The organism is Oxalobacteraceae bacterium OTU3CINTB1 (assembly GCA_024123955.1).
Lineage (GTDB): Bacteria > Pseudomonadota > Gammaproteobacteria > Burkholderiales > Burkholderiaceae_D > Rugamonas.
In genome coordinates this window covers 6,750,181-6,774,358 of sequence record CP099652.1, presented here as the reverse complement: position 1 = coordinate 6,774,358, position 24,178 = coordinate 6,750,181, and the positions used below count along the sequence as shown (strand labels likewise).

The 24,178-nt window shown below is 64.6% G+C and carries 20 protein-coding genes; 16 read left to right on the top strand and 4 right to left on the bottom strand.

Translation table 11 applies throughout. The features are described from left to right. Positions 1–8: 8 nt before the first annotated feature. Genes NHH73_29575 through NHH73_29555 form a run of 5 tightly spaced genes read left to right on the top strand, consistent with a single transcriptional unit; the run spans position 9 to position 4,494 of the window. On the top strand, positions 9–818 hold the full coding sequence (locus tag NHH73_29575) for a TorF family putative porin (GenBank protein USX26652.1): 810 nt from the start codon (positions 9–11) through the stop codon (positions 816–818). A gap of 33 nt (positions 819–851) precedes the next feature. Continuing rightward, positions 852–2,243 (top strand): ethanolamine ammonia-lyase subunit EutB, encoded by a 1,392-nt coding sequence (locus tag NHH73_29570; GenBank protein ID USX26651.1) that lies wholly within the window; start codon positions 852–854, stop codon positions 2,241–2,243. 14 nt (positions 2,244–2,257) lie between these two features. Beyond that, positions 2,258–3,118 (top strand): ethanolamine ammonia-lyase subunit EutC, encoded by an 861-nt coding sequence (gene eutC, locus NHH73_29565; GenBank protein ID USX26650.1) that lies wholly within the window; start codon positions 2,258–2,260, stop codon positions 3,116–3,118. 3 nt (positions 3,119–3,121) lie between these two features. Then, a complete protein-coding gene (locus NHH73_29560) occupies positions 3,122–3,817 on the top strand; it encodes a YafY family transcriptional regulator (protein USX26649.1) in 696 nt (231 codons plus the stop codon). Between the two features lie 59 nt (positions 3,818–3,876). Beyond that, positions 3,877–4,494 carry a glutathione S-transferase family protein gene (locus NHH73_29555; protein USX26648.1) on the top strand — a complete coding sequence of 206 codons (618 nt, stop codon included), beginning with the start codon at positions 3,877–3,879 and terminating at the stop codon, positions 4,492–4,494. Positions 4,495–4,686: 192 nt separating this feature from the next. On the opposite strand, the gene NHH73_29550 is transcribed toward NHH73_29555, so the two are convergent. The 3 genes from NHH73_29550 to NHH73_29540 all read right to left on the bottom strand — a co-directional run bounded on the left by NHH73_29550 (position 4,687) and on the right by NHH73_29540 (position 6,340). Further along, on the bottom strand, positions 4,687–5,523 hold the full coding sequence (locus NHH73_29550; GenBank protein USX26647.1) for an HDOD domain-containing protein: 837 nt from the start codon (positions 5,521–5,523) through the stop codon (positions 4,687–4,689). Between the two features lie 107 nt (positions 5,524–5,630). Beyond that, on the bottom strand, positions 5,631–5,915 hold the full coding sequence (locus tag NHH73_29545; GenBank protein USX26646.1) for a hypothetical protein: 285 nt from the start codon (positions 5,913–5,915) through the stop codon (positions 5,631–5,633). Further along, positions 5,912–6,340, bottom strand: a complete 429-nt coding sequence (locus tag NHH73_29540) for a MarR family transcriptional regulator (GenBank protein USX26645.1) — start codon at positions 6,338–6,340, stop codon at positions 5,912–5,914. The genes NHH73_29545 and NHH73_29540 overlap by 4 nt, the downstream gene beginning before the upstream one ends. A gap of 135 nt (positions 6,341–6,475) precedes the next feature. Between NHH73_29540 and NHH73_29535 the strand changes: the two genes are divergently transcribed. Together NHH73_29535 and NHH73_29530 are read left to right on the top strand one after the other, a co-directional pair. Beyond that, complete coding sequence (locus NHH73_29535; protein USX26644.1) at positions 6,476–7,390, top strand: DMT family transporter; 915 nt, start codon at positions 6,476–6,478, stop codon at positions 7,388–7,390. A 23-nt stretch (positions 7,391–7,413) separates the two neighbouring features. Next, positions 7,414–8,364: a helix-turn-helix domain-containing protein gene (locus NHH73_29530; protein USX26643.1), complete on the top strand. Its 951-nt coding sequence runs from the start codon at positions 7,414–7,416 to the stop codon at positions 8,362–8,364. 11 nt (positions 8,365–8,375) lie between these two features. Here the strand turns inward: NHH73_29530 and NHH73_29525 are convergent, their stop codons facing one another. Next, entirely contained in the window at positions 8,376–9,068 is a 693-nt protein-coding gene (locus tag NHH73_29525) for a DUF1349 domain-containing protein (protein USX26642.1), read from the bottom strand. A 271-nt stretch (positions 9,069–9,339) separates the two neighbouring features. On the opposite strand from NHH73_29525, the gene NHH73_29520 reads away from it, so the two are divergent. The 9 genes from NHH73_29520 (at position 9,340) to NHH73_29480 (ending at position 24,142) form a co-directional block, all read left to right on the top strand. Beyond that, a complete protein-coding gene (locus NHH73_29520; GenBank protein ID USX26641.1) occupies positions 9,340–10,584 on the top strand; it encodes an acetylornithine/succinyldiaminopimelate transaminase in 1,245 nt (414 codons plus the stop codon). Between the two features lie 111 nt (positions 10,585–10,695). Then, positions 10,696–11,733 carry an arginine N-succinyltransferase gene (locus NHH73_29515; protein ID USX26640.1) on the top strand — a complete coding sequence of 346 codons (1,038 nt, stop codon included), beginning with the start codon at positions 10,696–10,698 and terminating at the stop codon, positions 11,731–11,733. Between the two features lie 13 nt (positions 11,734–11,746). Next, positions 11,747–12,805, top strand: a complete 1,059-nt coding sequence (gene astA, locus NHH73_29510; GenBank protein ID USX26639.1) for an arginine N-succinyltransferase — start codon at positions 11,747–11,749, stop codon at positions 12,803–12,805. Beyond that, entirely contained in the window at positions 12,798–14,303 is a 1,506-nt protein-coding gene (gene astD, locus NHH73_29505) for a succinylglutamate-semialdehyde dehydrogenase (GenBank protein ID USX26638.1), read from the top strand. Before astA ends, astD begins: the two co-directional genes overlap by 8 nt. 9 nt (positions 14,304–14,312) lie before the next feature. After that, complete coding sequence (astB, locus tag NHH73_29500) at positions 14,313–15,650, top strand: N-succinylarginine dihydrolase (protein ID USX26637.1); 1,338 nt, start codon at positions 14,313–14,315, stop codon at positions 15,648–15,650. A 166-nt stretch (positions 15,651–15,816) separates the two neighbouring features. Next, the gene (locus NHH73_29495; GenBank protein USX26636.1) at positions 15,817–20,529 is read left to right on the top strand and encodes an NAD-glutamate dehydrogenase; all 4,713 of its coding nucleotides are present in this window, start codon (positions 15,817–15,819) and stop codon (positions 20,527–20,529) included. Positions 20,530–20,533: 4 nt separating this feature from the next. Next, positions 20,534–21,535, top strand: coding sequence for a succinylglutamate desuccinylase (locus NHH73_29490; GenBank protein ID USX26635.1), 1,002 nt, complete (start codon positions 20,534–20,536; stop codon positions 21,533–21,535). A gap of 110 nt (positions 21,536–21,645) precedes the next feature. Then, complete coding sequence (locus NHH73_29485) at positions 21,646–22,167, top strand: EF-hand domain-containing protein (GenBank protein ID USX26634.1); 522 nt, start codon at positions 21,646–21,648, stop codon at positions 22,165–22,167. A 496-nt stretch (positions 22,168–22,663) separates the two neighbouring features. Further along, positions 22,664–24,142, top strand: a complete 1,479-nt coding sequence (locus tag NHH73_29480) for an amino acid permease (GenBank protein USX26633.1) — start codon at positions 22,664–22,666, stop codon at positions 24,140–24,142. The last annotated feature ends 36 nt before the right edge of the window (positions 24,143–24,178 follow it).

Below are 24,178 nucleotides of genomic sequence, written 5' to 3'. Positions count from 1 at the left end.
TATATTGAATGACAAAAACTATCCTCATGCTGGCGTGCGCGGCCTTGTTCTCCGGCGCCGCGCTGGCCGCCGACCCCGCGCCGGCTGCCCCCGCTCCCGACTGGACCGATAGCGGCAACGTCACCATCGTCTCCGACTACCTGTTCCGCGGCATTTCGCAAACGCAGGCCAAGCCCACTATCCAGGCCACCCTGGACTTCACGCACGCGAGCGGCTTTTATCTTGGCCTGTTCGGCTCCGGCGTCTCGCACGCGGCGTACAACAACGGCGCCGGCACCGAGATCGACGTCTACGGCGGCTACCGCCACAGCCTGAACGCCGACACCGTCATCGACGCGGGTCTGGTCACGTACTGGTTCCCCGGCGCGCATTACGCGACGGGCGGCAAGGACATCAAGTACCATACGCAGGAGGCCAAGCTGGGCGTGAACATCGGCGCCTTCAACGCCTACGGCTGGGTGTCCTTGAACAAGCGCTGGTTCGGCTTCACGGTCCAGCCCACCACCGGCGAGCTGGTCGACACGCGCGGCACCTTGTACGGCGAAGTGAACTGGAACCCGGAACTGGCGCCGGGCCTGGTATTGAACCTGCACGCGGGCAAGCAGAACGTGCGCCACATGAGCGAGTTCAATTTTTATGACGTCAAGGCGGGCGTGACGAAGACGATGGACAAGTGGGCGTTCTCGGCGGCGGCGGTCTACAACAGCGGCGACGCCAGCAAGAACGGCACGCCGCTGTGGACCTTCTTCAACGCCGACGGCAGCAGCAAGAACGTGGTGCAAAAGCGGTTGCTGGTCACCGCCACGCGCACGTTCTAATATATAGGCATTGGCTTTCGCATCGGAGACGACATGAGCAGCTTCTCGCACACGGTGGGCATCAAAACCTACCAGTTCCGCGATCTCAAGGACCTGATGGCGAAGGCCACGCCGGCCCGCTCCGGCGACTACCTCGCCGGGCTGGCGGCCGCCAGCGCCGAAGAGCGCGTCGCCGCTCAAATGGCGCTGGCCGGGCTGCCGCTGACGCTCTTCCTGAACGAACTCGTCATCCCCTACGAACAGGACGAAGTCACGCGCCTGATCATCGACGACCACGACCAAGCCGCCTTCACCCGCATCGCCCACCTGACCGTCGGCGACTTCCGCAACTGGTTGCTCGGCGACGCCGCCGACGAAGCCACGCTCACCGCCGTCTCCCCCGGCATCACCCCCGAGATGGCCGCCGCCGTCTCCAAGATCATGCGCGTCCAGGACCTGATCCTGGTCGCGAAAAAATGCCGCGTCGTCACCCGCTTCCGCAACACCATCGGCCTGGCAGGGCGCATGGCGACGCGCCTGCAACCCAATCACCCGACCGACGACGCCACCGGCATCGCCGCCAGCATGCTCGACGGCCTGTTGTACGGCAGCGGCGACGCCGTCATCGGCATCAACCCCGCCACCGACAACGTGCCGCAGGTGATCAAGATCGTCACCATGCTAGACGAAATCATCGCCCGCTACGGCATCCCGACCCAATCGTGCGTGCTCACCCACGTCACCAACACCATCGCCGCCATCGAGCGCGGCGCCCCGGTCGACCTGGTGTTCCAGTCGATCGCCGGCACCGAGGCGGCCAACGCCAGCTTCGGCATCAACCTCGCGCTGCTCGACGAGGCGCGCCACGCCGCGCTGTCGCTGCAACGGGGCACAGTCGGCAACAACGTCATGTATTTTGAAACGGGGCAGGGCAGCGCGCTGTCGGCCAACGCCCACCACGGCGTCGACCAGCAAACCTGCGAAACGCGCGCCTACGCGGTCGCGCGCAAGTTCCAGCCGCTGCTGGTGAACTCGGTGGTCGGCTTCATCGGCCCCGAGTATCTGTACGACGGCAAGCAGATCATCCGCGCCGGGCTGGAGGACCACTTCTGCGCCAAGCTGCTGGGCCTGCCGATGGGTTGCGACGTCTGCTACACCAACCACGCCGAAGCCGACCAGGACGACATGGACATGCTGCTGACCCTGCTTGGCGCGGCCGGCTGCACCTTCGTCATGGGCATACCGGGCTCGGACGATATCATGCTCAACTATCAAACCACGTCCTTCCACGACGCCTTGTACGCGCGCCGCGCGCTGGGGCTGAAGACCGCGCCGGAATTCGAGGCGTGGCTGAAGGCGATGCACATCTTCACCGACGACGAGCGCGCCACATTGGGCAACGGCATGCCGGTGGCGTTCCAGCGCGCGTTGGCGAGTTTGACGTAAAGCAGAGGAATTTTATGGACGATGCCGAGAGCAACATCATTGTCGGCCAGCCGGCTGCGGAAGACTACGGCAACGGCGTGGTGACCGCCAACCCCTGGCAGTCGCTGCGGCGCTTCACGGCCGCGCGCATCGCGCTGGGCCGCAGTGGCGTGAGCCAGCCGACGGCGCCGCAGCTGGCGTTCCAGCTGGCGCACGCGCGCGCCCGCGACGCGGTCCACCTGGCGCTGGACCAGGCTGCGCTGGGCGAGGCGCTGCTGGCCGCCTGCGGCCTGCGCTGCCTGCCGCTACACAGCGCGGCGGCCAGCCGCGACATCTATCTGCAACGCCCGGACCTTGGCCGCCGCCTCGACGACGCCTCGCGCGGGGCCTTGTTGCAGCGACGCGCCGCCGAACCCGGCGCCTATGACCTGGCGCTCGTCATCGCCGACGGCCTGTCCGCCCTGGCCATCGAGCAAAACGCCGTCCCCTTCATCAAGATCCTGACGGCGCGGCTGGCCGATGACGGCTGGTCGCTGGCGCCGCCGGCCATCGTCGGCCAGGGCCGGGTGGCGGTCGGCGACGAGGTGGGCGAGCTGCTTGGCGCGCGCGCGGTGGTCGTGCTGATCGGCGAGCGGCCCGGCCTGAGCTCGCCGGACAGCATGGGCCTGTACCTGACGTGGGCGCCGAAGACCGGCTTGACCGACGCCAGCCGCAATTGCATCTCGAATGTGCGCCCGGCGGGCTTGACCTACGACGACGCAGCGTTCAAGCTTCACTATCTGTTGTCCGAAGCGCGCAAACGGCAATTGTCCGGCGTCGCGCTCAAGGATGAAACGGCCACCGACAACCACGCACTGGACGCGCCACCGCGCAACTTCCTGCTCGACCACGACTAAAACATGAGCCGATCCGGCCGACTTTTCCTGCTGATGGACGCGATGCGCGGCTACCGCCGTCCCGTCACCGCCGCCCGCCTGGCCGAACAGCTGGGCGTCTCCGAACGCACGATCTACCGCGACATCCAAACCCTGTCGAGCCTGGGCGCGCCGCTGCAGGGCGAAGCCGGCGTCGGCTACATGCTGAAAGCCGGCAGCTTCCTGCCGCCGCTGATGTTCGGCCCGGACGAACTGGAGGCGCTGGTGCTGGGCGCGCGCTGGGTGCGCCGCCAGGGCGACGAGGGCCTGGCGGCGGCCGCCACCAGCGCGCTGGCCAAGATCGCCACCGCCACGCCCAAGGACCTGCGCGACGACATGGCCGAAACCAGCCTGTGGGTACCGATGGGAAAAACCGCGCCCGACGCCAGCGACGTCCATGTGCGGCCGGTGCGCGAAGCGATCCGCTACCAGCACCGGCTGCGGCTGGGCTACCGCGACGAAAAGGGCGCGCCGTCGGAGCGCATGGTGTGGCCGTTCGCGCTGGCGTTCTTCGAAGGCAGCCGCATGCTCGCCGCTTGGTGCGAGCTGCGCATGGCGTTCCGCCACTTCCGCATCGACCGCATCGCCGCGGTGCACACGACGGGCGAACGCTATCCCGCGCGCCGCCACGACCTGTTGCGCACGTGGCGCAAGGAGCACGCGATCCCCGAAGACTCCTGACAAAAACTGTCGCGGGATGCCCGTACGATGCAGTCCTCACCCACTCATCGGAGCAAGCCATGCGACTCTACCACCACTCGATTTCCTCCAACTCGCGCCGCGTGATGCTGGCCGCCGAATACATGGGCACGCCGCTGGACCTGACGGAGGTCAGCTTGATGAATCCGGACGACCGGCGCCGGCTGACCGAGCTCAATCCCAACTGCAAGCTGCCGGTGTTGCAGGACGGCGACTTCACCTTGTGGGAATCGTGCGCCATCATGCAATACCTGGCCGACCGCACGCTGGGCCAGACGCTGTATCCCGACAACATCCTGGTGCGGGCCGACGTCAACCGCTGGATGCTGTGGGCATGCCAGCACTGGTCGCCGGCGATCGGCTACCTGACGTTCGAGCGGATCTGGAAGGGCCTGATCGGCCAGGGCGGCCCGGACGCCGACGTCGTCGCCCGCGCCGAAAGCGAGCTGGCGAGGTTCGCGGCGGTGCTGGACGCCCATCTGGCGGGCCGCGCATGGCTGGTCGGCGATAAGCTGAGCCTGGCTGATTTCGCGCTCGCGCCGCCGCTGATGTACACCGAGCAAGCCCGGCTGCCGGTCAAGCACTATCCCCACATCATGGCGTGGTACGAGCGCGTGCGCCAGCTCGAGGTCTGGAAACACACCGAGCCGGTCTGGTGATCAATATGTCCGCTATGTGAAATGGCGCACAGAGCGGGGAGGCGGGGGCGGGTATTCTTGAACTGTCTCCTCTGGAGGAGATCCCTAGTTTTGGACTTTGCCCGCTACCAAGCGGGCTTTTTTTTGCCCGCAATTCCGGCAACTCCGGGGTCAGGTCCACCATTTCTACACGAACTCGACGCTAGACACGCGTCACAGCATCAGCACCGCATAAAGGGACCGCACCTCGTGCGCCGATTCGACCATGATCGCATGCAAGGTGCCTTCACCGACGATGAAGTCGATGGTGCGCGCGCCCGGCAACGTGGTCGCGCCCGGCCGCTGATACAGCGGCGACTGCACCGGCGACAAATCGTTGGCCAGCAGCAGCGTGTCGCCCAACGTTTCCGGCGGCAAGGCGCGCAAGCCCAGCCACATCGCCTCGATCGATTTATACACGCCGTCCGGCACGCCCAGCTTGGTCAGCACGCCACGGCCGATGGCGACCTCGCCATGCTCGACCCAATCCTCGGGCTCGCCTTCCATTACTTCCGGATACTCGGCCGCACACGACAACATGTAAAAACCCGCCACCTCGTGCACGATGCCGGCGAACAGCGCCGTATCGGGATCGACATGCGTGACACGCCGCGCGATCACCTGCGACAGCGCGGCCACGTGCGCCGTGTGTTCCCACAATTGGTTGATTTTGGCCTGGAGCACCGGCTCGGTGACCTGGCTGCCGATCTGGCGCACGATCAACGCCGCCACCAGCGATTGCAAGGTGCGCACGCCGAGCCGCTGGACGGCCGCGCGCACGCTGGAGATTTCGGTACCGGAACGGTTGTAGGCGACCGAGTTGGCGATGGCGACGCTGCGCGCGGCCAGCAACGGGTCTGCCTGGATGAGTTTGGCCGCCGCTTCGACGTGGCAGTCCGGGTCGCTCAGCGCCTGCTGCAGCCGCAGCGAGGCGTTGACATTGGCCGGGAACGTCAGTTCTCCCCGGCTCGCTTGAGCGGCGATAGCTTTGAAGGCGTCGAGTCTGTCCATCACAAAAATTATACTCCCGAATATTGCCTTGGAGCACTTATCCGAAAAATACTTTCCTGCCGCGCCACACCCGCCGACACCGCGCCGCCGCCAGGGCGGCTGCGGGATTACTGCTGTTCGCTGAAGATGGCGTCGCAGCCCTCGACGATGTCGTCGGAATCCTGCAGTTCGTCGGTCAGGCCGAGGTCGAACAGCTCCTCGACGGCATTCATGAAGCTATTGTGCTTGGTGGCGCCGATCAGGCGGTAGATCTCGCCGTCTTCGTTGCGCACGCCGATCAGCAGCTTTTCCTTGCGCACCTCGTCCGGGGTGTCGACGTTGAGCAGCAGGTTGCCGATGATGTGTTTGTCGAATTTGGCTGGCTTTTTGCCTTCGAGCAGAGTCGTTTTCAAATGTTTTCCTTGGTTGGGTCGGGGGTGGACGGGCATCCGGGATGGCCGGCCATGATCACAGTTTTGAGCTTGGACAGGTGTTTTTCAAGGGCCGCGAGATCTTCCTCGCGGTAGTCCGTGAACAGATTCCTGCCCATCTCCATCATCTTGGGAAAGGCGGCGTTGAACGTCGCCTCGCCGTCGGCCGTCAGGCGGACAAAGAAAGAACGCTTGTCGCAGTCGTTGCGCTGACGCTCCACCAGCCCTTTCTGTTCCAGCCGTTCGATCACGCCGGTCAGCGTGCCCTTGGTGATCAGCGTTTTCTCGCCCAGTTCCTTATACGACATGCCGGGCGTGTTGCCCAGCGTGGCGATAATGTCGAACTGCGGATGCGTCAGACCGCTCTGGCGTGCCCGTTCGCTCGAGAGCCGTTCAAAGCCCTGCATGCACTCGGCCAGCAACCGGATACTTTTCAGATATCGTTCACCCATAGACCGTGATTATAGCTGGTTCGCAATTTGCGGCTTGGCCGGGTACACTATGCGCCACAGTAATTTCTAACATAGTTGATAATAAAAACCATGCCACACCACTTGCGCGGCGTCGCCGCGTTGCTCATCGTGACCCTGGTCTGGGGCACCACTTTTCCGGCGATGAAGGACATGACCGGCTATCTGTCCGCCAGCTGGATCGTGCTGAGCCGCTTCGCCATCGCCAGCCTGTTGCTGCTGCCCTTCCTGTGGCGCGCCAAATGGAACGATGTGCGCTGGGGCGTGCTGGCCGGCGCCGTGTTGTTTCTGTGCTACGTCTTTCAAATCGAAGGCCTGGCGCTGACCACCTCCAACCGCAACGCCTTCGTCACCGGCCTGAACGTCCTGGTGCCGCCGCTGATCGGCGTGCTGATGGGGAAAATGCTGGAGCGCCGCATTGTCATCGCGCTGGTGCTGGCGCTGGCCGGCCTGTTCGCGTTGTGCTGGGAGGGAGGTTTCGTCTGGGGTCGCGGCGACACGCTGGCGATGCTGTGCGCGGTGTTTTTCGGCATTTATGTGGTGCTGATGGCGTCGACCACGCGCAAGGTCGAGAAGCTGATGGTGCTGACGGCGTCGCAAATCGTCACGGTCGCGGTGTGCTCGGCCATATGGCTGCTGCTGCGCGAGGTGCCGCTGGGCGCGGCCGAGCGGGCCGAGGACCTGCCCAACTACCTGAGCTACATCCGCACCGGTCTGGAGACGTACGCCGTCAACATCGTCTACCTGGGCGTGGTGGCCACGGCAGCGATCATCTCGCTGCAAACCTGGGGCCAGCGCCACAGCAGCGCCAACGAGGCGGCCGTGATCTACGCCTTCGAGCCCGGCTGCGCGGCGATCTTCGCCTATTTCTGGCTGGGCGAGACGCTGGCGTGGAACGGCCTGCTCGGCGCGGTGCTGTTGATCTCCGGTATGATCGTCAGCCAGTGGAGCACCGAGCGTCCGGCCGCCGCGCTGGCGCCCGAATAGCCACCCGACCATGACGATGCCCGATGTCCTTCGCTAACCTTACTCCGCTCGCCCAGCAACGGCCGCTGCGCATGCTGCTGGTGAACGCGGGCGAGGCCGACGCCATCACCTGGGCCGGGCTGGTGCAGCCGCTGCGGCTGGCCGCGACCATCCTCGGCAAGGACGCCTTGCATCTGGAAACCCTGACACCGGCGCAGCTGGTGCCGGCCCAGCCCGGCCAACACCACCTGGCGCTGCTGGTGGCCGACGAGAACCAGGCGCCGATGGCGCCAGAGCTGAGCCGCGCCGTGATCGAGCGCTGCCGCGCGGCCGACTACTGGGGCGGCGTCGGCGCCGGCGTGCTGTGGCTGGCCGAGGCGGGCGTGATGGCGGGCGTGCGCGTGGCGCTGCCGTGGGCCTTGTACGCCGATACCGAGCACATCAACGACCGCGCGATCCTGACCCCGCACTTGTTCGAGCTCGACGGGCGCCACCTGAGTTGTTGCGGCGGCGCCGCCAGCATCGATTTCTCGCTGACCCTGATCGAAAGCCTGTTCGGCGCGACGGTGCAGGCGGCCATCAAGGAGGCGCTGTGCATCGAGCGCGTGCGTGGCCACGAGGAGCGCCAGCGGGTGGCGTTGCAGGCCCGCTTCGGCGCGCTGCAGCCGCGCCTGTCCGAGGCGGTGACGTTGATGGAAACGAATATCGAGGAGCCGCTGTCGACCGACGACATCGCCAACCTGGTCGGGCTGTCGCGCCGCCAGTTGGAGCGCCTGTTCAAGCAATACCTGAACAGCCTGCCGTCGCGCTACTACCTGGAGCTCAGGCTGCAACGCGCGCGGCAACTGCTACTTGAGACCAACCACTCGATCGTCCAGGTCGGGCTGATGTGCGGCTTCTCGTCCGGCTCGCATTTTTCGACCGCCTTTGGGGCGCTGTTCGGCAACACGCCACGCGAGGAGCGCCAGCGCAAGCTTGCCAACCGGCCGGGCTGAGCGGCTCGTCCTTACTCCCCTTGCCAAAAATCTTTGAAGGTGGCGTTCCGGAACTTGATATCGGAAAACTGCGCGCTGAAGCCGTCGCCGGCCGGCGATTGCGACGAGAAGCCGACCTTCGCGGTGGCCGCCCCCGGCAGGCTAAAGCTGCGCACCATGCTCCAGTCGCGCCCGTCCGGCGAGGTGTAGAACACAAACATGTCCTTGCGCCGCAGCACCTTCAGGTAGACCGCGTCGCCAGTGCGCACGCCATGGTGCGCGTCGTCGCCGACGCCCTTGGCCACGGTGGAGGAGATGCCCGCCGCGCCGGTCTTGGCGAATTCGAACAGCAGCTTGGCCCAGTTGGCCTTGTCGTTGTAGACGATCAGCGCGCCGCCGTTGAACGCATGGTTGACACCGGCGGTGACCTTGGCCGAGAAGATGAAGTCGCCCACCGGCTGGAACAGCACGCGCGGCGTTCTGTCGGCGATCTCGGTGCCGTCCGTGTTGGCGTACAAGTCGGTGCCCTTTTTGGCCTGTAACACCAGCGTCTTGTCCTTGACGCTGGCCGCGCCCAGGTCGAGCTGCGATTCGAGGGTGAACGGCAGCGTGTCGATCGCCAGCTTGCCGTCCTTGAGCGTGGCCTCGCTGGCCTGGGCTTGCGCCGCCATCAGCGCCGCCGCGATGGCAAACGCGCCAAATGTGAATTTCTTGTTTTGAAACATGAAGATGTCTTCCGTGGTGGTTGGCGTCCGCACGCCTTGGGCCGCCCGCCGGAATGGAAGCGCTCCCATTATTGTTAAAAGAAAAATAACATGCAGAGTGTCGCGATGTCAACAAATATGGCCGCCTTCCCTATGGCGCAGCGGTGGCGGCGTGACGAATTTGAAAATGCCTGTCGCGTATCCGAAAGATGGGTTTTGCGGTGATGCCTATAATGGCGCAACGTCAGCGGATTTCTGCTGGTCGCCCCACTAAACATTGATAGGGAATGCCATGAACGCCAAGCTAGATACGACCGTAACGACCCGTCCTGTGACTCGTCAGACTTTTGATGAAGTCCTGGTGCCTACCTACGCACCCGCAGCGATGGTTCCGGTCCGAGGCGCTGGCCTGGACCTGTGGGACCAGAATGGCAAACACTATCTGGACTTCACGTCCGGCATCGCCGTGGCTTCGCTGGGCCACTGCAACCCGGTCGTGGTCCAGGCGCTGACCCGCCAGGCCAACACCTTGTGGCACCTCGGTAACGGCTACACCAACGAGCCGGTGCTGCGCCTGGGCACCGCGCTGACCGAAGCCACCTTCGCCGATCGCGCCTTCTTCTGCAACTCCGGCGCGGAAGCCAACGAGGCGGCCCTGAAGCTGGCGCGCAAATACGCGCACAGCAAATTCGGCGCGCACAAATCGCGCATCATCTCGTGCTACCAGTCGTTCCACGGCCGCACGCTGTTCACCGTGTCCGTCGGCGGCCAGTCGAAGTACACCGAAGGCTTCGAGCCGCTGCCGCCGTCGATCGACCATATCGTCTATAACGATATCGCGGCGGCGCGCGCCGCCATCGGCGACGACGTCTGCGCGGTGATCGTCGAACCGCTGCAAGGCGAAGGCGGCGTGGTCCCGGCCGACAAGGCCTACCTGCAGGAGCTGCGCGACCTGTGCACCAAGACCGGCGCGCTGCTGATCTTCGACGAAGTCCAGTGCGGCATGGGCCGTACCGGTGACCTGTTCCACTACATGACCTACGGGATCACGCCGGACGTGCTGACGTCGGCCAAGGCGCTGGGCAATGGCTATCCGATCGGCGCCATGCTGACCACCCACGAACTGGCCGCGACGCTGGGCGTCGGCTCGCACGGCACCACCTACGGCGGCAACCCGCTGGCCGCGACCGTGGCGCTGACGGTGCTCGAGACGATCAACCAGCCGGCCTTCCTGGCGCGCGTGAAGGAAGCCGGCGCCAAGCTGCGCAGCACGATGGAAAAGCTGATCGCCGACTACCCGCAGGTGTTCGCGCAGGTGCGCGGCGCCGGCCTGCTGCTCGGCATGGTCGTCAGCGACGCCTGGAAAGGCCGCGCGAAGGACATCCAGAAGGCCGCCGAAGGCAATGGCCTGATGGTGCTGATCGCGGGCATGGACGTGGTGCGTCTGGCGCCGGCGCTGATCGTCTCGGACGCGCAGATCGCTGAAGTCGACCGCATCCTGCGCCTGTCGCTGGATGGCATGATCGCCGCAGCCTAAGAAGTACTCGCGGCGGACCTGGTTCCGCCGCTTTTCATTTGTGACCCGGCGTGTTCCGACGCGCCGGGTCGCTTGCGTTGACGCTTGAGTTGAATTACCGAAGGAGTTCCCATGTATGTAGTCCGTCCGGTCGAACTTGCGGATATCGCTGCCCTCGAAGCACTGGCGGCGGTACCCATGCCGGGAGTGCATACCCTGCCGAAGACGCGCGAGAAAATCCTCGCCATGATCGAGCGTTCGATCGCGTCGTTCGCCGCGCACGTGGATATCCCCAGCGAAGAGGCGTATCTGCTGGTGCTCGAGTCGTTGGGCGATAAAGCCATCGTCGGCACCGCCGCGATCTTCGCCGCCGCCGGTTCCAACGGCACCTACTTCTCGTTCCGCAACGACGTGATCCAGCAGGTGTCGCGCGACCTGAATATCAGCCACAGCGTGCACGCGCTGACGCTTTGTTCGGAGCTGACAGGGTACTCGCAGCTGTCCAGTTTTTATGTCGGCGAACGCGAATACGGCACGCCGGAAGCGGCGCTGCTGTCGCGCGCGCGCCTGATGTTCGCCGTGCTGGCGCCGCACCGCTTCTCGGACCGCTTCTTCGTGCCGCTGGCCGGCGTGACCGACGACGCCGGCGGTTCGCCGTTCTGGGATGCGCTGGGCCGCAAGTTCTTCCAGATGGATTTCCTCGACGCCGAACGCGTGATCGGCGGCGCCCGCAACCGCACCCTGATCGTCGAATTGATGCCGCACTATCCGGTCTACGTGCCGCTGCTGCCGGGCGACGCGCAGGCGGCCATGGGCCAGATCCATCCGTCGGGCGAGCTGGCGTTCAACCTGCTGACGGCCGAAGGCTTCGAAGCGGACGACTACATCGACATCTTCGACGGCGGCCCGATCCTGCAGGCGCACAAGAATTCGCTGCGCACCTTCAGCGGCGCCTTGCAGCGCCGCGTGACCGTCGCCGCCGAGGCGCGCGATCGTGGCCGCGAACCGCAGCTGCGCTACGCCGTGTCGTCGGGCGCCGAACATAATTTCCGCGCCGTGATCACCCATTGCGCCGCGCTGGAATCGCAAGTCACCGTCGCGCTGCCGGCCGATGTGCTGGAAGCGCTGCAAGTCGCCGACGGCGACACCGTCATCTGCGTCAGAATCTAAGAGTGGACAACCTATGCTAGTAGTACGCGCAATCAAAGCCGACGACCTCGACGCCCTGTACGTGATGGCCACGCAGGTCGGCAGCGGCATGACCACCCTCAAGCCGGACATGAAGATGATGGGCGACCGCCTGGCGATCGCCGTCGCCTCGTTCGCCGAAACCATCCCGCCCGAAAAGCGCGACTACATGTTCGTGATGGAGGACACCGACACGGGCCGCCTGGCCGGCGTGTGCGCGATCAAGGGTGCGGTCGGGCTGAACGAGCCGTTTTATAACTACCGCATCGGCACGCTGGTGCATTCGAGCCGCGAGCTCGATGTGTTCACCCGCATGGAAACGCTGTACCTGTCGAACGACCTGACCGGCAGCACCGAACTGTGTTCGCTGTTCCTGCATCCGGACTACCGCACCGGCAACAACGGCAAGCTGCTGTCGAAGAGCCGTTTCCTGTTCATCGCGCAGTTCCCGCATCTGTTCACCGAAAAGCTGATCGCCGAAATGCGCGGCTACCAGGAGGAGGGCGGCCGCTCGCCGTTCTATGAAGGGTTGGGCCGCCACTTCTTCAAGATGGATTTCGACCACGTCGACGATCTGACCGCCGTCGGTAAAAAATCCTTCATCGCCGAGTTGATGCCGCGCCAGCCGCTGTACGTGGCCTATCTGCCCGAGGACGCGCAGCAGGTGATCGGCAAGGTCCACACTTCGACCGCGCCGGCGCGCCGCCTGCTGGAGCAGGAAGGCCTGTACTTCGAAGGTTATGTCGACATTTTCGACGCCGGTCCGGTGCTGCAGGCGCGCGTGTCGGAACTGCGCGCCATGCGCGACAGCACGCTGGCCGAAATCGGCAAGGTCTCCGATCTGGCCTCTGCCTGCGCTCCGGAAGCGCCCGTGGACGAGCCGATGCTGGTGTCGAACACCACGCTGAGCGATTTCCGCATGATCCTGTCGCAGTCGGTGCCGGTGAACGGCGCCCTGGAACTGCCCGCCGCGGAGCAGGACGCCCTGTGCTGCAAGGCCGGCGACACCGTCCGCACCCTGACTCTCAATTTGAGGAAGAATCCCCATGTTTAACGCATCGCCCAACGCATCGAACACCGCACTCAGTAACTTCATCAACGGCGAATGGCTGCCGGGCAGCGGCCCGGAAATTTCGACCATCGATCCATCGAACGGCCAGCAGACATGGGCCAGCAATGAATCGATGCCGCAAGACGTGGCGCACGCCTGTGCCGCCGCGCGCGAGGCCTTCGAAGCCTGGGCCCTGACGCCGCTGGACGAGCGCATCGCCGTCTGCACCCGCTTCCGCGACCTGCTCAAACAGGACGCCGAGGCGCTGGCGCTGCTGATCTCCGAGGAAGTCGGCAAGCCGCTGTGGGAAGCCCGCACCGAAGTGGCGACGATGGCCAACAAGATCGATATCTCGGTGCAGGCGCACGCCGCGCGCACCGGCGAGTCGCACAACAAGGTCGCCGACGGCGAGGCGGTGCTGCGCCACCGTCCGCACGGCGTGTTCGGCGTTTTCGGTCCGTATAACTTCCCCGGCCACCTGCCGAACGGGCATATCGTGCCGGCGCTGATCGCCGGTAATACGGTGGTGTTCAAGCCGAGCGAATACGCGCCGCGCACCGCCATCAAGACCGTGCAGCTGTGGGAGCAAGCCGGCGTGCCGAAAGGCGTGATCAACCTGGTCAACGGCGGCCGCGATACCGGCATCGCGCTGGGTCAGAACCCGCTGCTCGACGGCGTGCTGTTCACCGGCAGCTGCCAGACCGGCTCCGCGCTGCATAAGCAGTTCGGCGGCCAGCCGGGCAAGATGCTGGCGCTGGAAATGGGCGGTAACAATCCGCTGGTGATCTGGGACCAGGGTAACAACATAGACATCGACGCCGCCGTCTTCATGGCGATTTCCTCGGCCTTTATTTCGGCCGGGCAGCGCTGCACCTGCGCGCGCCGTTTGATCCTGCCGACCGGCGCTGCGGGTGACGCGATCGTTGCGCGTCTGGTCGATGTCGCGAGCCGCCTGACCATCGGCGCCTCGAACGCCGAACCGGCGCCGTTCATGGGGCCTGTCGTCTCGTCGGTGGTGGCCAAACGCCTGGTGCAGGCGCAGGAGGACATGGTGTCCAAGGGCGGCAAGCTGCTGCTGGAGATGCGCCATCTGGACGCCGCCAGCGGCTTCGTCTCGGCCGGTATCGTCGATGTCACCGACGCCCGGGACATTCCGGATGAAGAGTGGTTCGGTCCTTTGCTGCAGGTGATCCGCGTGGCCGATTTCGACAGCGCCATCAACGCCGCCAACGCCACCGCGTTCGGCCTGGCGTCAGCGCTGATCTCCAACGACGAGAACCTTTGGAAGATTTTCCAGGTGCGCGCACGCGCCGGCATCGTCAACTGGAACCGTCCGACCACCGGCGCCGCCAGCACCGCGCCGTTCGGCGGCGTGGGCCAGTCGGGCAACCATCGTCCGAGCGCCTACTACGCGGCGGATTACTGCGCCTATCCGGTGGCGTCGATCGAAAACAATGTACTCGAAATGCCTGCGAAACTGTCGCCGGGCATGCACTTCTAAGGATCGGACATGCGCGCACGCGAATTCAACTTCGACGGCCTGGTAGGTCCATCGCACAACTACGCCGGTCTGTCGTTCGGCAACGTGGCGTCGTTCAGCAACGTCAAGAGCGCGTCGAACCCGAAGCTGGCGGCGTTGCAGGGTCTGGCCAAGATGCGGGCGCTGGCCGCTCGTGGCCTCGGCCAGGCCTTGCTGCCGCCGCAGGACCGGCCCAACTTCCGGCTGCTGCGCAGCATCGGCTTCACCGGCAGCGATGCCGACGTGCTGGCGAAAGCGGCCAGGGAAGCACCGGTGATCCTTGCGTGCGCGTATTCGGCCTCGCCGATGTGGACCGCCAACGCGGCGACGGTCAGCCCGTCCGCCGATAGCGCCGACGGCCGCACGCATTTCACGGCCGCCAATTTGAACAACAAGCTGCATCGCGCCTTCGAGCATGAGCAGTCGGCGCGCAGCCTGCGCGCGATCTTCCACGACATCAATCACTTCGCGGTGCACGATGCGCTGCCTGGCACGCCGGCTTTCGGCGACGAAGGCGCGGCCAACCACACGCGCCTGTGCAAGGACCATGGCAGCGCGGCGGTCGAGATGTTTGTGTATGGCCGTACCGAGTTCGACGCGTCGGCGTCGGCGCCGAAGAAGTACCCGGCGCGCCAGACGCTGGAAGCTTCGCAGGCCGTCGCGCGTTTGCACGGCCTGTCGGCCGATCGCACCGTCTACATCCAGCAGAACCCGGACGTGATCGACCAGGGCGTGTTCCACAACGACGTCATCGCCGTCGGTAACGGCAATGTGCTGTTCTATCACGACCAGGCCTTCGCCGACGAAGCGGGCAGCCTTGATACGCTGCGCCGCGCGATGGACGGCGTCGGCGCGGAGTTGAACGCGATTCGCGTCGATACCGGGGCGGTGTCGGTGGCCGATGCGGTGGCCAGCTATCTGTTTAACAGCCAGCTGCTTTCCAAGGACAACGGCAAGATGGCGCTGGTGATCCCGCAGGAGTGCGAGGAGAACGCCGCCGTCGCCGCCTATCTGCAAGGGCTGGTCGCCAGCGGCAACGCGGTCGACGAGTTGATTCATTTCGATCTGCGCCAGTCGATGCGCAACGGTGGCGGACCGGCGTGCCTGCGCCTGCGCGTGGCGCTGACGGACGCCGAGGCGGCGGCCATGCATCAAGGCGTCGTGATGACCGAGGCGCTGTATCACACGCTGGTGGCGTGGGTGGAGAAGCATTACCGCGACCGGCTCGATCCGTCCGACCTCGCCGATCCTTCATTGGCGATCGAAGTGCACACCGCGCTGGAGGATTTAAGCCGGATTCTTGGAATGCCGAACCTCTACGATTTTTAAAATTGAGATGCTCGAATAATCGTGCTCCATTGATTCGATTTGTAATGCACTATTTCGTCCCCATCTGGTTTAATAGTGTCCGGATTCCCGACCCTTCGCCGCGTAGCCACAAGCCGGCGCGGCGTCCTGCAACATAAAATACTCATAACGTATTGGAGAAGCAAAGATGAAACAAATGCCACAAGACCTGCGCGCCCAGACGCTGGATTTGATCAACGCCAGCAAGCCTGCCAGCGAAACAAGCCAGGTTCCGGCGTTGATCAGCGCCTGGCTCGGATCACTGGACGACGAAGACCTGACCGGCACCGTGCCCGGTAGTCTGGCGCCGGTTTTGTGGGACGGTTTCACGCAAGCCTCCAAGCGCACCGGCAACGGCGCGCAAATCGCCAAGCTGCGCTATGACGATGGACGTGGCGGCATGGCCACCGCGCTGTTGATCCTCAACGACGACATGCCGTACCTGGTCGACTCGATCGTCATGGCCATGCGCAAGCTGCGCATCGTCGCCAACGGCGTATTGAACTCGGTGCTGCCGGTCGCCCGCAACGCGGAAGGCGTGGTCACCGCCGTCGGCCAGAGTGGCGATAAACTCGAATCCTACGTGCTGTGCCTGCTGGCCGACGACCTGTCGGAAGCGGAACTGGGCGTGCTGGTCGACCGCGTCGAGATGGTCTCGCGCGACGCCGCCGTGGTCCGCCGCGACAAGGCCGCGATGCAGGAACACTTCAGCCGCATCGCCAAGGAAGCATCCGCCAATGGCGAAGAGGGCCAGGAAGTCGCCGCCTTCCTGGAATGGGCGCGCACCGAAGGCTTCGAGCCGTTCGGCTACGCCTACTATCAAGTCAAGCCGGGCGTGCGCGAGCTGGAACGCGACATCCCGAGCCGCATCGGCGTGCTGCAGGACACCACGCATCCGGTCTATGGCACCTGCCTTGCGAACATCCCGGGCGACTTCGACACGCTGTCGAAGCGCGCGCACACGCTGTCGATCGTCAAGGCCGACGTCGAAGGCACTTTGCACCGCGACCAGGCGCTGGATTTCATTGGCATCCGCCACACCGATCCGCAAGGCGCTATCCTCGGCGAATACTGCTTTGTCGGCCTGTTCACCCGCGCGGCCACCGCCACGCCGCTGAACCGCCTGCCGTTCGCGCGCGGCCGCATTGCCAAGGTGTTGAGCATCGCCGGCGTGCGCCAGGAAGGCTTCCGCGCCGAGAAATTCATCGAGATACTCGAATCGCTGCCGCGCACCGAAGCGCTGGAAGCGGAGCCGGAATGGCTGGCAGAAGTCTGCGGCGCCGTCGTCTCGCTGTACAAGCAACCGCGCACCAAAGTGTTCGCGCGCCGCGACGTCTATGCGCGCCACCTGAACGTGCTGGTGTACCTGCCGCGCGAGCGTTACAGCGCAAGCGTCGCTTCCGCCTTGGCCAAGGCGCTGCAAGCCAGCTCCGGTGCCCATCACGTCAGCTCGCAGACCTTGGTGGCCGACGGCCCGCTGGCCCGCGTGTACCTGATCGCCCACGGCGCGCGCTATCCGCTGGATCTGGAGACCGACATCCAGCAGCCGCTGACGGCGGTGCTGGACGGCTGGCATGACAGCTTCTCGAAGCTGGCGGACGCCGTCTCGAACGTGCCGATGCGCGCTCACCTGCGCAAGATGTGCGCGACCCTGCCGACCGACTATGTCGGTTCGACCCCGCCGGTCGCCGCCTTCTACGACCTGCAAACCATTTTGCAAAACACCGATCCGTCGCGCGTCGACGTGCGCGTGGACGCGGCGGCCGACGCCACCACCATCCGGCTGTACTCGGTGGACCGCGTGCCGTCGCTGTCGACCATCCTGCCGGCGCTGCACAACGCCGGCGTGGCCATCGACCGCGAACAGGCGCACTCGATCCGCATGGACGGCAAGCGCCACTTCGTCACCAGCCTGTCGGTTGATGAAGCCAGCGCCGCCAGCCTGGCCAAGCCGGAAGTGATTCCGGTAGCGCAGGAGCTGTTCGCGTCCCTGTTCAACAACGAAGCCGAAGACGGCCGCCTGAATGGCCTGGTCATCGAAGGCGGTTTGAGCCTGCGCCAGGTGCAACTGGTGCGCGCCTACATGAGCTACTGGCGCCAGACCGGCACCCAGTTCTCGGTGCGCTACATCGCCGAGACGCTGCGCAAGCAGCCGGCCATCGTCAAGCAGCTGGTGGACGCCTTCCTGCAGCGCTTCAATCCAGCGCTCGATCAAGCCACCCGCGACGCCGCGCTGGAATCGCTGGCCGCCATCAAAGGCCGCCTGCCGTCGATCAACCACGCCGACAGCGAAGAAGTGCTGGGCGCCCTGACCGATCTGATGACCGCGACGCTGCGCACCAACTACTTCCAGAACAATCAGAAGGGCGACAAGATCATCTTCAAGTTCGACACCAGCAACCTGTCGCTGGTGCCGGAACCACGCCCGTTCCGCGAGATCTTCGTGTTCTCGCGCCGCTTCGAAGGCGTGCACCTGCGCGGCGGCCCGGTCGCCCGTGGCGGCTTGCGCTGGTCGGACCGCATGGAAGATTACCGCACCGAAGTCCTGGGCCTGGTGAAGGCGCAGATGGTGAAGAACGCCGTCATCGTGCCGGCCGGCGCCAAGGGCGGCTTCGTATGCAAGCAGATGCCGAAGGACGCCGTGCGCGAAACCATCGCGGCCGAAGGCGAAGCAGTCTACCGCCTGTTCATCGCCAGCCTGCTGGAAATGACCGACAACCGTGTGCTGGGTAAAATCGTCCCGCCAGCGGATACCGTCTGCTACGACAGCGACGATCCTTACCTGGTGGTGGCTGCGGATAAAGGCACGGCGACCTTCTCCGACATCGCCAACGGCATCGCTGTGCAACGCGGCTTCTGGCTGGGCGACGCCTTCGCGTCGGGCGGCTCGAACGGCTACGACCACAAAAAGATGGGCATCACTGCCAAGGGCGCGTTCGAAGCCGTCAAACGCCACTTCTACGAAATGGACCACGACATCCACGCCACCCCGGTGACGATGGTCGGCGTGGGCGACATGTCGGGCGACGTGTTCGGCAACGGCGCGCTGCTGTCGCGCAAACTGCAGATCATCGCCGCGTTCGACCACCGCCATATCTTCCTCGACCCGACGCCGGACATGGAAAAATCCTTCGTCGAACGTGAGCGCATGTTCGCGCTGCCGCGCTCCTCGTGGGACGATTACAACAAGGAATTGATCTCGGCCGGCGGCGGCGTCTATCCACGCACCTCGCGCACGATCGAACTGTCGCCGCAGATCCGCGCCGCGCTGGACATCGAGGAAACCTCGCTGCCGCCGGAAGAACTGATGCACCGCATCCTGAAGGCTCCGGTCGATCTGTTCTACAACGGCGGTATCGGCACCTACATCAAGGCGTCGACCGAGTCCCACGCGCAGGTCAAGGACCGCGCCAACGACAACATCCGCGTCGACGGTAACCAGCTGCGCTGCAAGGTCGTCGCCGAGGGCGGCAACCTGGGGGCCACGCAAGCGGGCCGTATCGAATTCGCGCTGGCCGGCGGCCGCATCTTCACCGATGCGATCGACAACTCGGCCGGCGTGGATTGCTCCGACCATGAAGTGAACGCCAAGATGTGGCTGGACGTCGAAATGAACGCCGGCCTGCTGACCGAGGCTGACCGCAACCGCACCCTGAACGAGATGACCGCCGACATCGAGCGCCTGGTCCTGCGCGACAACACGCTGCAAACCCAGTTGCTGGTGCGTGAAGCGCAGGCGCAGACCGACGCCGCCGTGCAAGACGGTTACGCATCGCTGATCGCCTTCCTGGAAGAAGAGGGCGCGCTGTCGCGCGATCTGGAGCAGCTGCCGACGGTGGCCGAACTGGCGCGCCGCAAATCCGATGGCCGTGGCTTGACGACGCCGGAACTGGCGGTCGTCATCGCCAACGTCAAGAACCGCTACAAACGCATTCTGTCGGCGCTGCCGCTGACGGAAAACAGCTGGGCCGAGTCGGTGCTCAAACCGTACTTCCCGGACCTGCTGGTGGCGACCCGTCCGGCGCTGGCGCACCCGCTGGCCAACGCCATCCTGGCGACCGTGCTGGCCAATGAATCGGTCAACCGTTGCGGCCCGCTGATGCTGCGCCAACTGGCCGGCGAACATGGCGTCGATGAAGCGGACGTGATCCTGGCATGGGGCCAGGCATGGTCGGCGCTGAACCTGGCGCCGATCTTCTCGACCCTGGACGCCGACGCATTGAAAGTGCCGCGCGCCGTCTCGATCAAGGTCGATGGCCGCACCCGCGTGCTGCAAAAAGCCGTTATCGAAGGCGCGCTGACCGTGCCCGCCGACCAGTTGAAGGACGGCGTGGCCGAGTTGACCCGCCTGTTCGCCAAGCCCGAGACCTTGGCCCACCTGAGTTCCGACGACGGCCAGTCCGACGCCGAACTGACCGCCGGCCTGCGTCCGGAATTCGTCGCCGCCTGGAAGGCTGTCGACGCGATCGAATCGGTGGCGGCGTTTGTGTTCGCGGCGCTGTCGGTCACCCGTCCGCTGGGCATGGATTTGCCGGCTTTCCTGCAAGTCGGCCTGGCGCTGCGCGCGCAAGTCGGCATCGACACCTTGGAACGCGGCCTGAAGCTGCCGGCCTCCAGCCGTTCGCAGGAACAGCTGCGCAGCTACGCGCAGAACGCGTTGCGCCGCACGCAGCAACGCCTGCTGTCGCAGGTGCTGCTGCACGCCACCGGCAGCCATTCAGGCGTGGAGGCGGTCGAACTGGTCGCCAACACGCTGGGCCTGACCGGCTATGCGGTGGCGACCGATCTGGAACAGGCGATGCTGGATGTGTGGGCGCTGTCCGAGGCGACCAACTCCGGCAACACCACCTTGGCGGTGTAAGCGCATGAGCGAGCGTATCGACACCTTGCCGACAGCGTTACCGGAGGCGGTGCGTGCGCTCGCCGAAGCGGATTTCAGCGCCGTCGCACAGCGCTTTTCGGCGGCCGGTTTCGCTGTTACGCAGCCGGCCGACGGCATCCTGACCATCAAGGGGGGGGGCGACCGTCCCGCGATGCTGATCTCCGTTGGCGTGCATGGCGACGAGACGGGGCCGATCGAGATGGTGGCCTACCTGCTCGACGCCTTGTCGCGGCAACCGCAGGCGCTGGCCGTCAATCTGATGCTCTGCGTCGGTAACATCGGCGCCATCCGCGCCGGCAAGCGCTTCATCGATGCGGACTTGAACCGCATGTTCCGCGCCGAACGCGGCACCCTGGCCGGCACCGCCGAAGCCGCGCGCGCCGACGTGATGATCGCCGCCACCACGGCCTTCTTCAGCGACGCGGGACCGGTGCGCTGGCATCTGGATCTGCACACGGCCATCCGGCCGTCGGTGTATCCGACCTTCGCCATCGTCCCGGAGATCATCGCCGAGCATACGCGGCGCGCGCTGATCGAGTGGCTGGGGCTTGCCGGCATCGGCGCGGTGATCATGAATCCGGCTTCGGTCGGCACGTACAGTTACTACTCGGCGGAGCATCATGGCGCCGCCGGCACCACCGTGGAGCTGGGGCGCATCGGCGCCCTGGGCCAGAACGACCTGGCGCAATTCGCCGACGCCTCGCTGGCGCTGGACGATCTGCTGCGCGGCGCGCCCAAGCGCGAAGCGAAGCAGGCGCCGCACGTATTCAACACGGCGCGCCAGATCATCAAGTTGAGCGACAAGTTCCAGATGGCGTTCGGGAAGGACACGCATAACTTTACGGCGCTGAAGCAGGGCGAGGAGATCGCCCGCGACGGCGACACCGTCTACACCGTCCAGCATCCGGAGGAGCTAGTCGTGTTCCCCAATCCGGACGTGCGGGTCGGCCTGCGCGCCGGTCTGATGGTGGTGCGGATCGACTGACCCTTCCGTCTTAACACCGCTTTACCTCCCTTTACATTCCGCGCACTCATAGTTGGACGATTAAGTACGTTAACAGGTACAGCATTGTCCTTAACTATGGAGTAAGCACTATGACGACAGCAATCAGCGGTATTTCGGGAAGCGCCAGCGCGCCGGCATTCGACCCTGCCAAGGGCGCGGCACGTATCGCCAACAAGGTGTTCGGCGAGATGGACGCCGACAAGGATGGCAAGGTAAAGAAGGAGGAATTCGTTTCCGGCTTGGCGTCGAAAGGCGTTTCGGCCGACGACGCGGCCAAGCAGTTCGACGCGATCGATCAGCAGAAGACCGGTTCGATCACGAAATCGGATCTGGAGACGGCGATCAAAAGCGGCGACTTTGCGCCGCCCAAGCCCACCGAAGGCGGCGCGCCCGCCGCGCAGGGAGGCGGCAAGCCGCAAGGCGCGGGTGGCGGTGGCGGAGCAGGTGGGGCCGGCGCCGCAAGCAGCGCGACCAAGACCTACGAGGCGGCCGACACCAATGAAGACGGCACGGTGTCGCAGCAGGAGCAGCTGGTCTACAGCATCTCGCATCCGTCAGAGGGCGCTTCGGACCCCGGCAAAATCGGCGGCAATATCAACGAAATCGCCTGACGGCCAGGGCCTCAAATACACCTACATAAGACGTAGGGCGGATTAGCGAAGCGTAATCCGCCATGGTGGCGTCGCCGACGGCTCAACCATGGCGGATTACGGCGTTCCGCCTAATCCGCCCTACGTGTATATTCGGTTCAGGCTTTAATTACGGGCGATGAGCACCGCAAGGATCGTCGCGGCGACGCCGAGCACGGCGACCGCCGCGCCGACCATCGGATGAAAACGGCGCGAGACTGTAGGGATTTTTTGAACCGGCATGAATGCTCCTTCTTGTCAGACTGTAATGTTGACTAAGATTAGCGTGCGTCTTGTTCCCAATCTATACGTCGGCCTGTATCAAAAGTAAGCAACTGTAACCAAGCCTTGGTGGCGAGTGCGAATAAAGTTGTATTTGTGGCACAAATTACTTTGTGGCGATGAGGCTGGAAAGCCCTATAATCGCTTAGTTTTTTTGCCCCCATTTTCGCCCACACATCTCCCACAAGGATAGCCTGTGAACCAATCGCTGGTCCAGAAACTGACCCGTACCAAGCCGGTCGATACTACAGTTGCACACTTACCAGCTGAGCACGCCCCAACCAGCAATGGCCTGCACCGTTCGATCGGCCTGTTCCCGCTGACGATGATCGGTGTCGGCGCCACCATCGGCACCGGTATTTTCTTCACAATGATGGAAGCCGTGCCCAAGGCAGGCCCCTCCGTCGTCCTGTCCTTCCTGATCGCCGCCATCACCGCCGGCCTGACGGCGCTGTGCTATGCCGAACTGTCGTTCCGGATTCCGGCCTCGGGCTCGTCGTACTCGTTCGCGTATGCGACCGTCGGCGAATTCGCCGCCTTCATCATGGCCGCCTGCCTGTTGCTCGAATACGGGCTGGCGGCGAGCGCGACCGCCATCGGCTGGTCCGACTACCTGAACAATTTCCTCACCAACGCCTTCGGCTGGCACATCCCGGACATGCTGCGCTCGCCCATGATCGTCTCCACCGCGCACGGTATCGAGTGGCGCGCGGGGCATATCAACCTGCCGCCTATCCTGTTGGTGATCTTGTGCGGCCTGCTGCTGATACGCGGCACCAAGGAATCGGCCACCACCAACGCCATCATGGTGCTGATCAAGCTGGCGATCCTGATCTTCTTCATCGTGATCGCGTTTTCCGGGTTTGACATCAATAACTTCCATCCGTTCTTCAGTCCCGACAACGGCGTGCACTATACCGGCATGGCCGGGGTGACGGCGGCGGCGGCGACGGTGTTCTTCTCGTTCATCGGCCTCGACACGGTCGCCACGGCCGGCGAAGAGGTACGCAATCCCAAACGCAACGTACCGATCGGCATCCTGTCGGCGCTGGCGATCGTGACGGTGTTTTATATGCTGGTGGCGGTGGCGGCGATGGGGGCGCAGCCGGCGTCGAAATTCGCCGGCCAGGAAGCCGGGCTGGCTGTGATCCTGCAAAACGTCACCGGCAAGACCTGGCCGGCGCTGGTGCTGGCGGCGGGCGCGGTGATCTCCGTGTTTAGCGTGACCCTGGTGACGATTTACGGCCAGACGCGGATTCTGTACGCGATCTCCAAGGACGGGCTGATCTCGAAGTCGTTCCAGAAGGTGAGCGCGAAGACGGCGTCGCCGGTGCAGAACACGTTGATCGTCTGCATCGTCGTAGGTCTGGTGGCCGGTTTCGTGGATGCGACCTTCCTGTGGGACATGGTCAGCATGGGCACGCTGACGGCGTTTATCGTGGTGTCGCTGGCGGTGCCGGTGATGCGCAAGAAGGAAAACGGTAAGGGCGTGAAGGGCTTCCGTGTGCCGTTCGGTCCGTATGTGGTGCCGGGCCTGAGTATCAGCGCCTGCCTGTATCTGATGTTCGGCCTGTCGTTGACGACTTACACGATCTTTATCATCTGGATGTCGGCCGCGGTCGTGACGTATTTCCTGTACGGGATGCGCAACTCCAAATTGAATCTGCTGAAGTAACTTATTTAAACCGCTACAAACTAAAAAGCCCCGGCA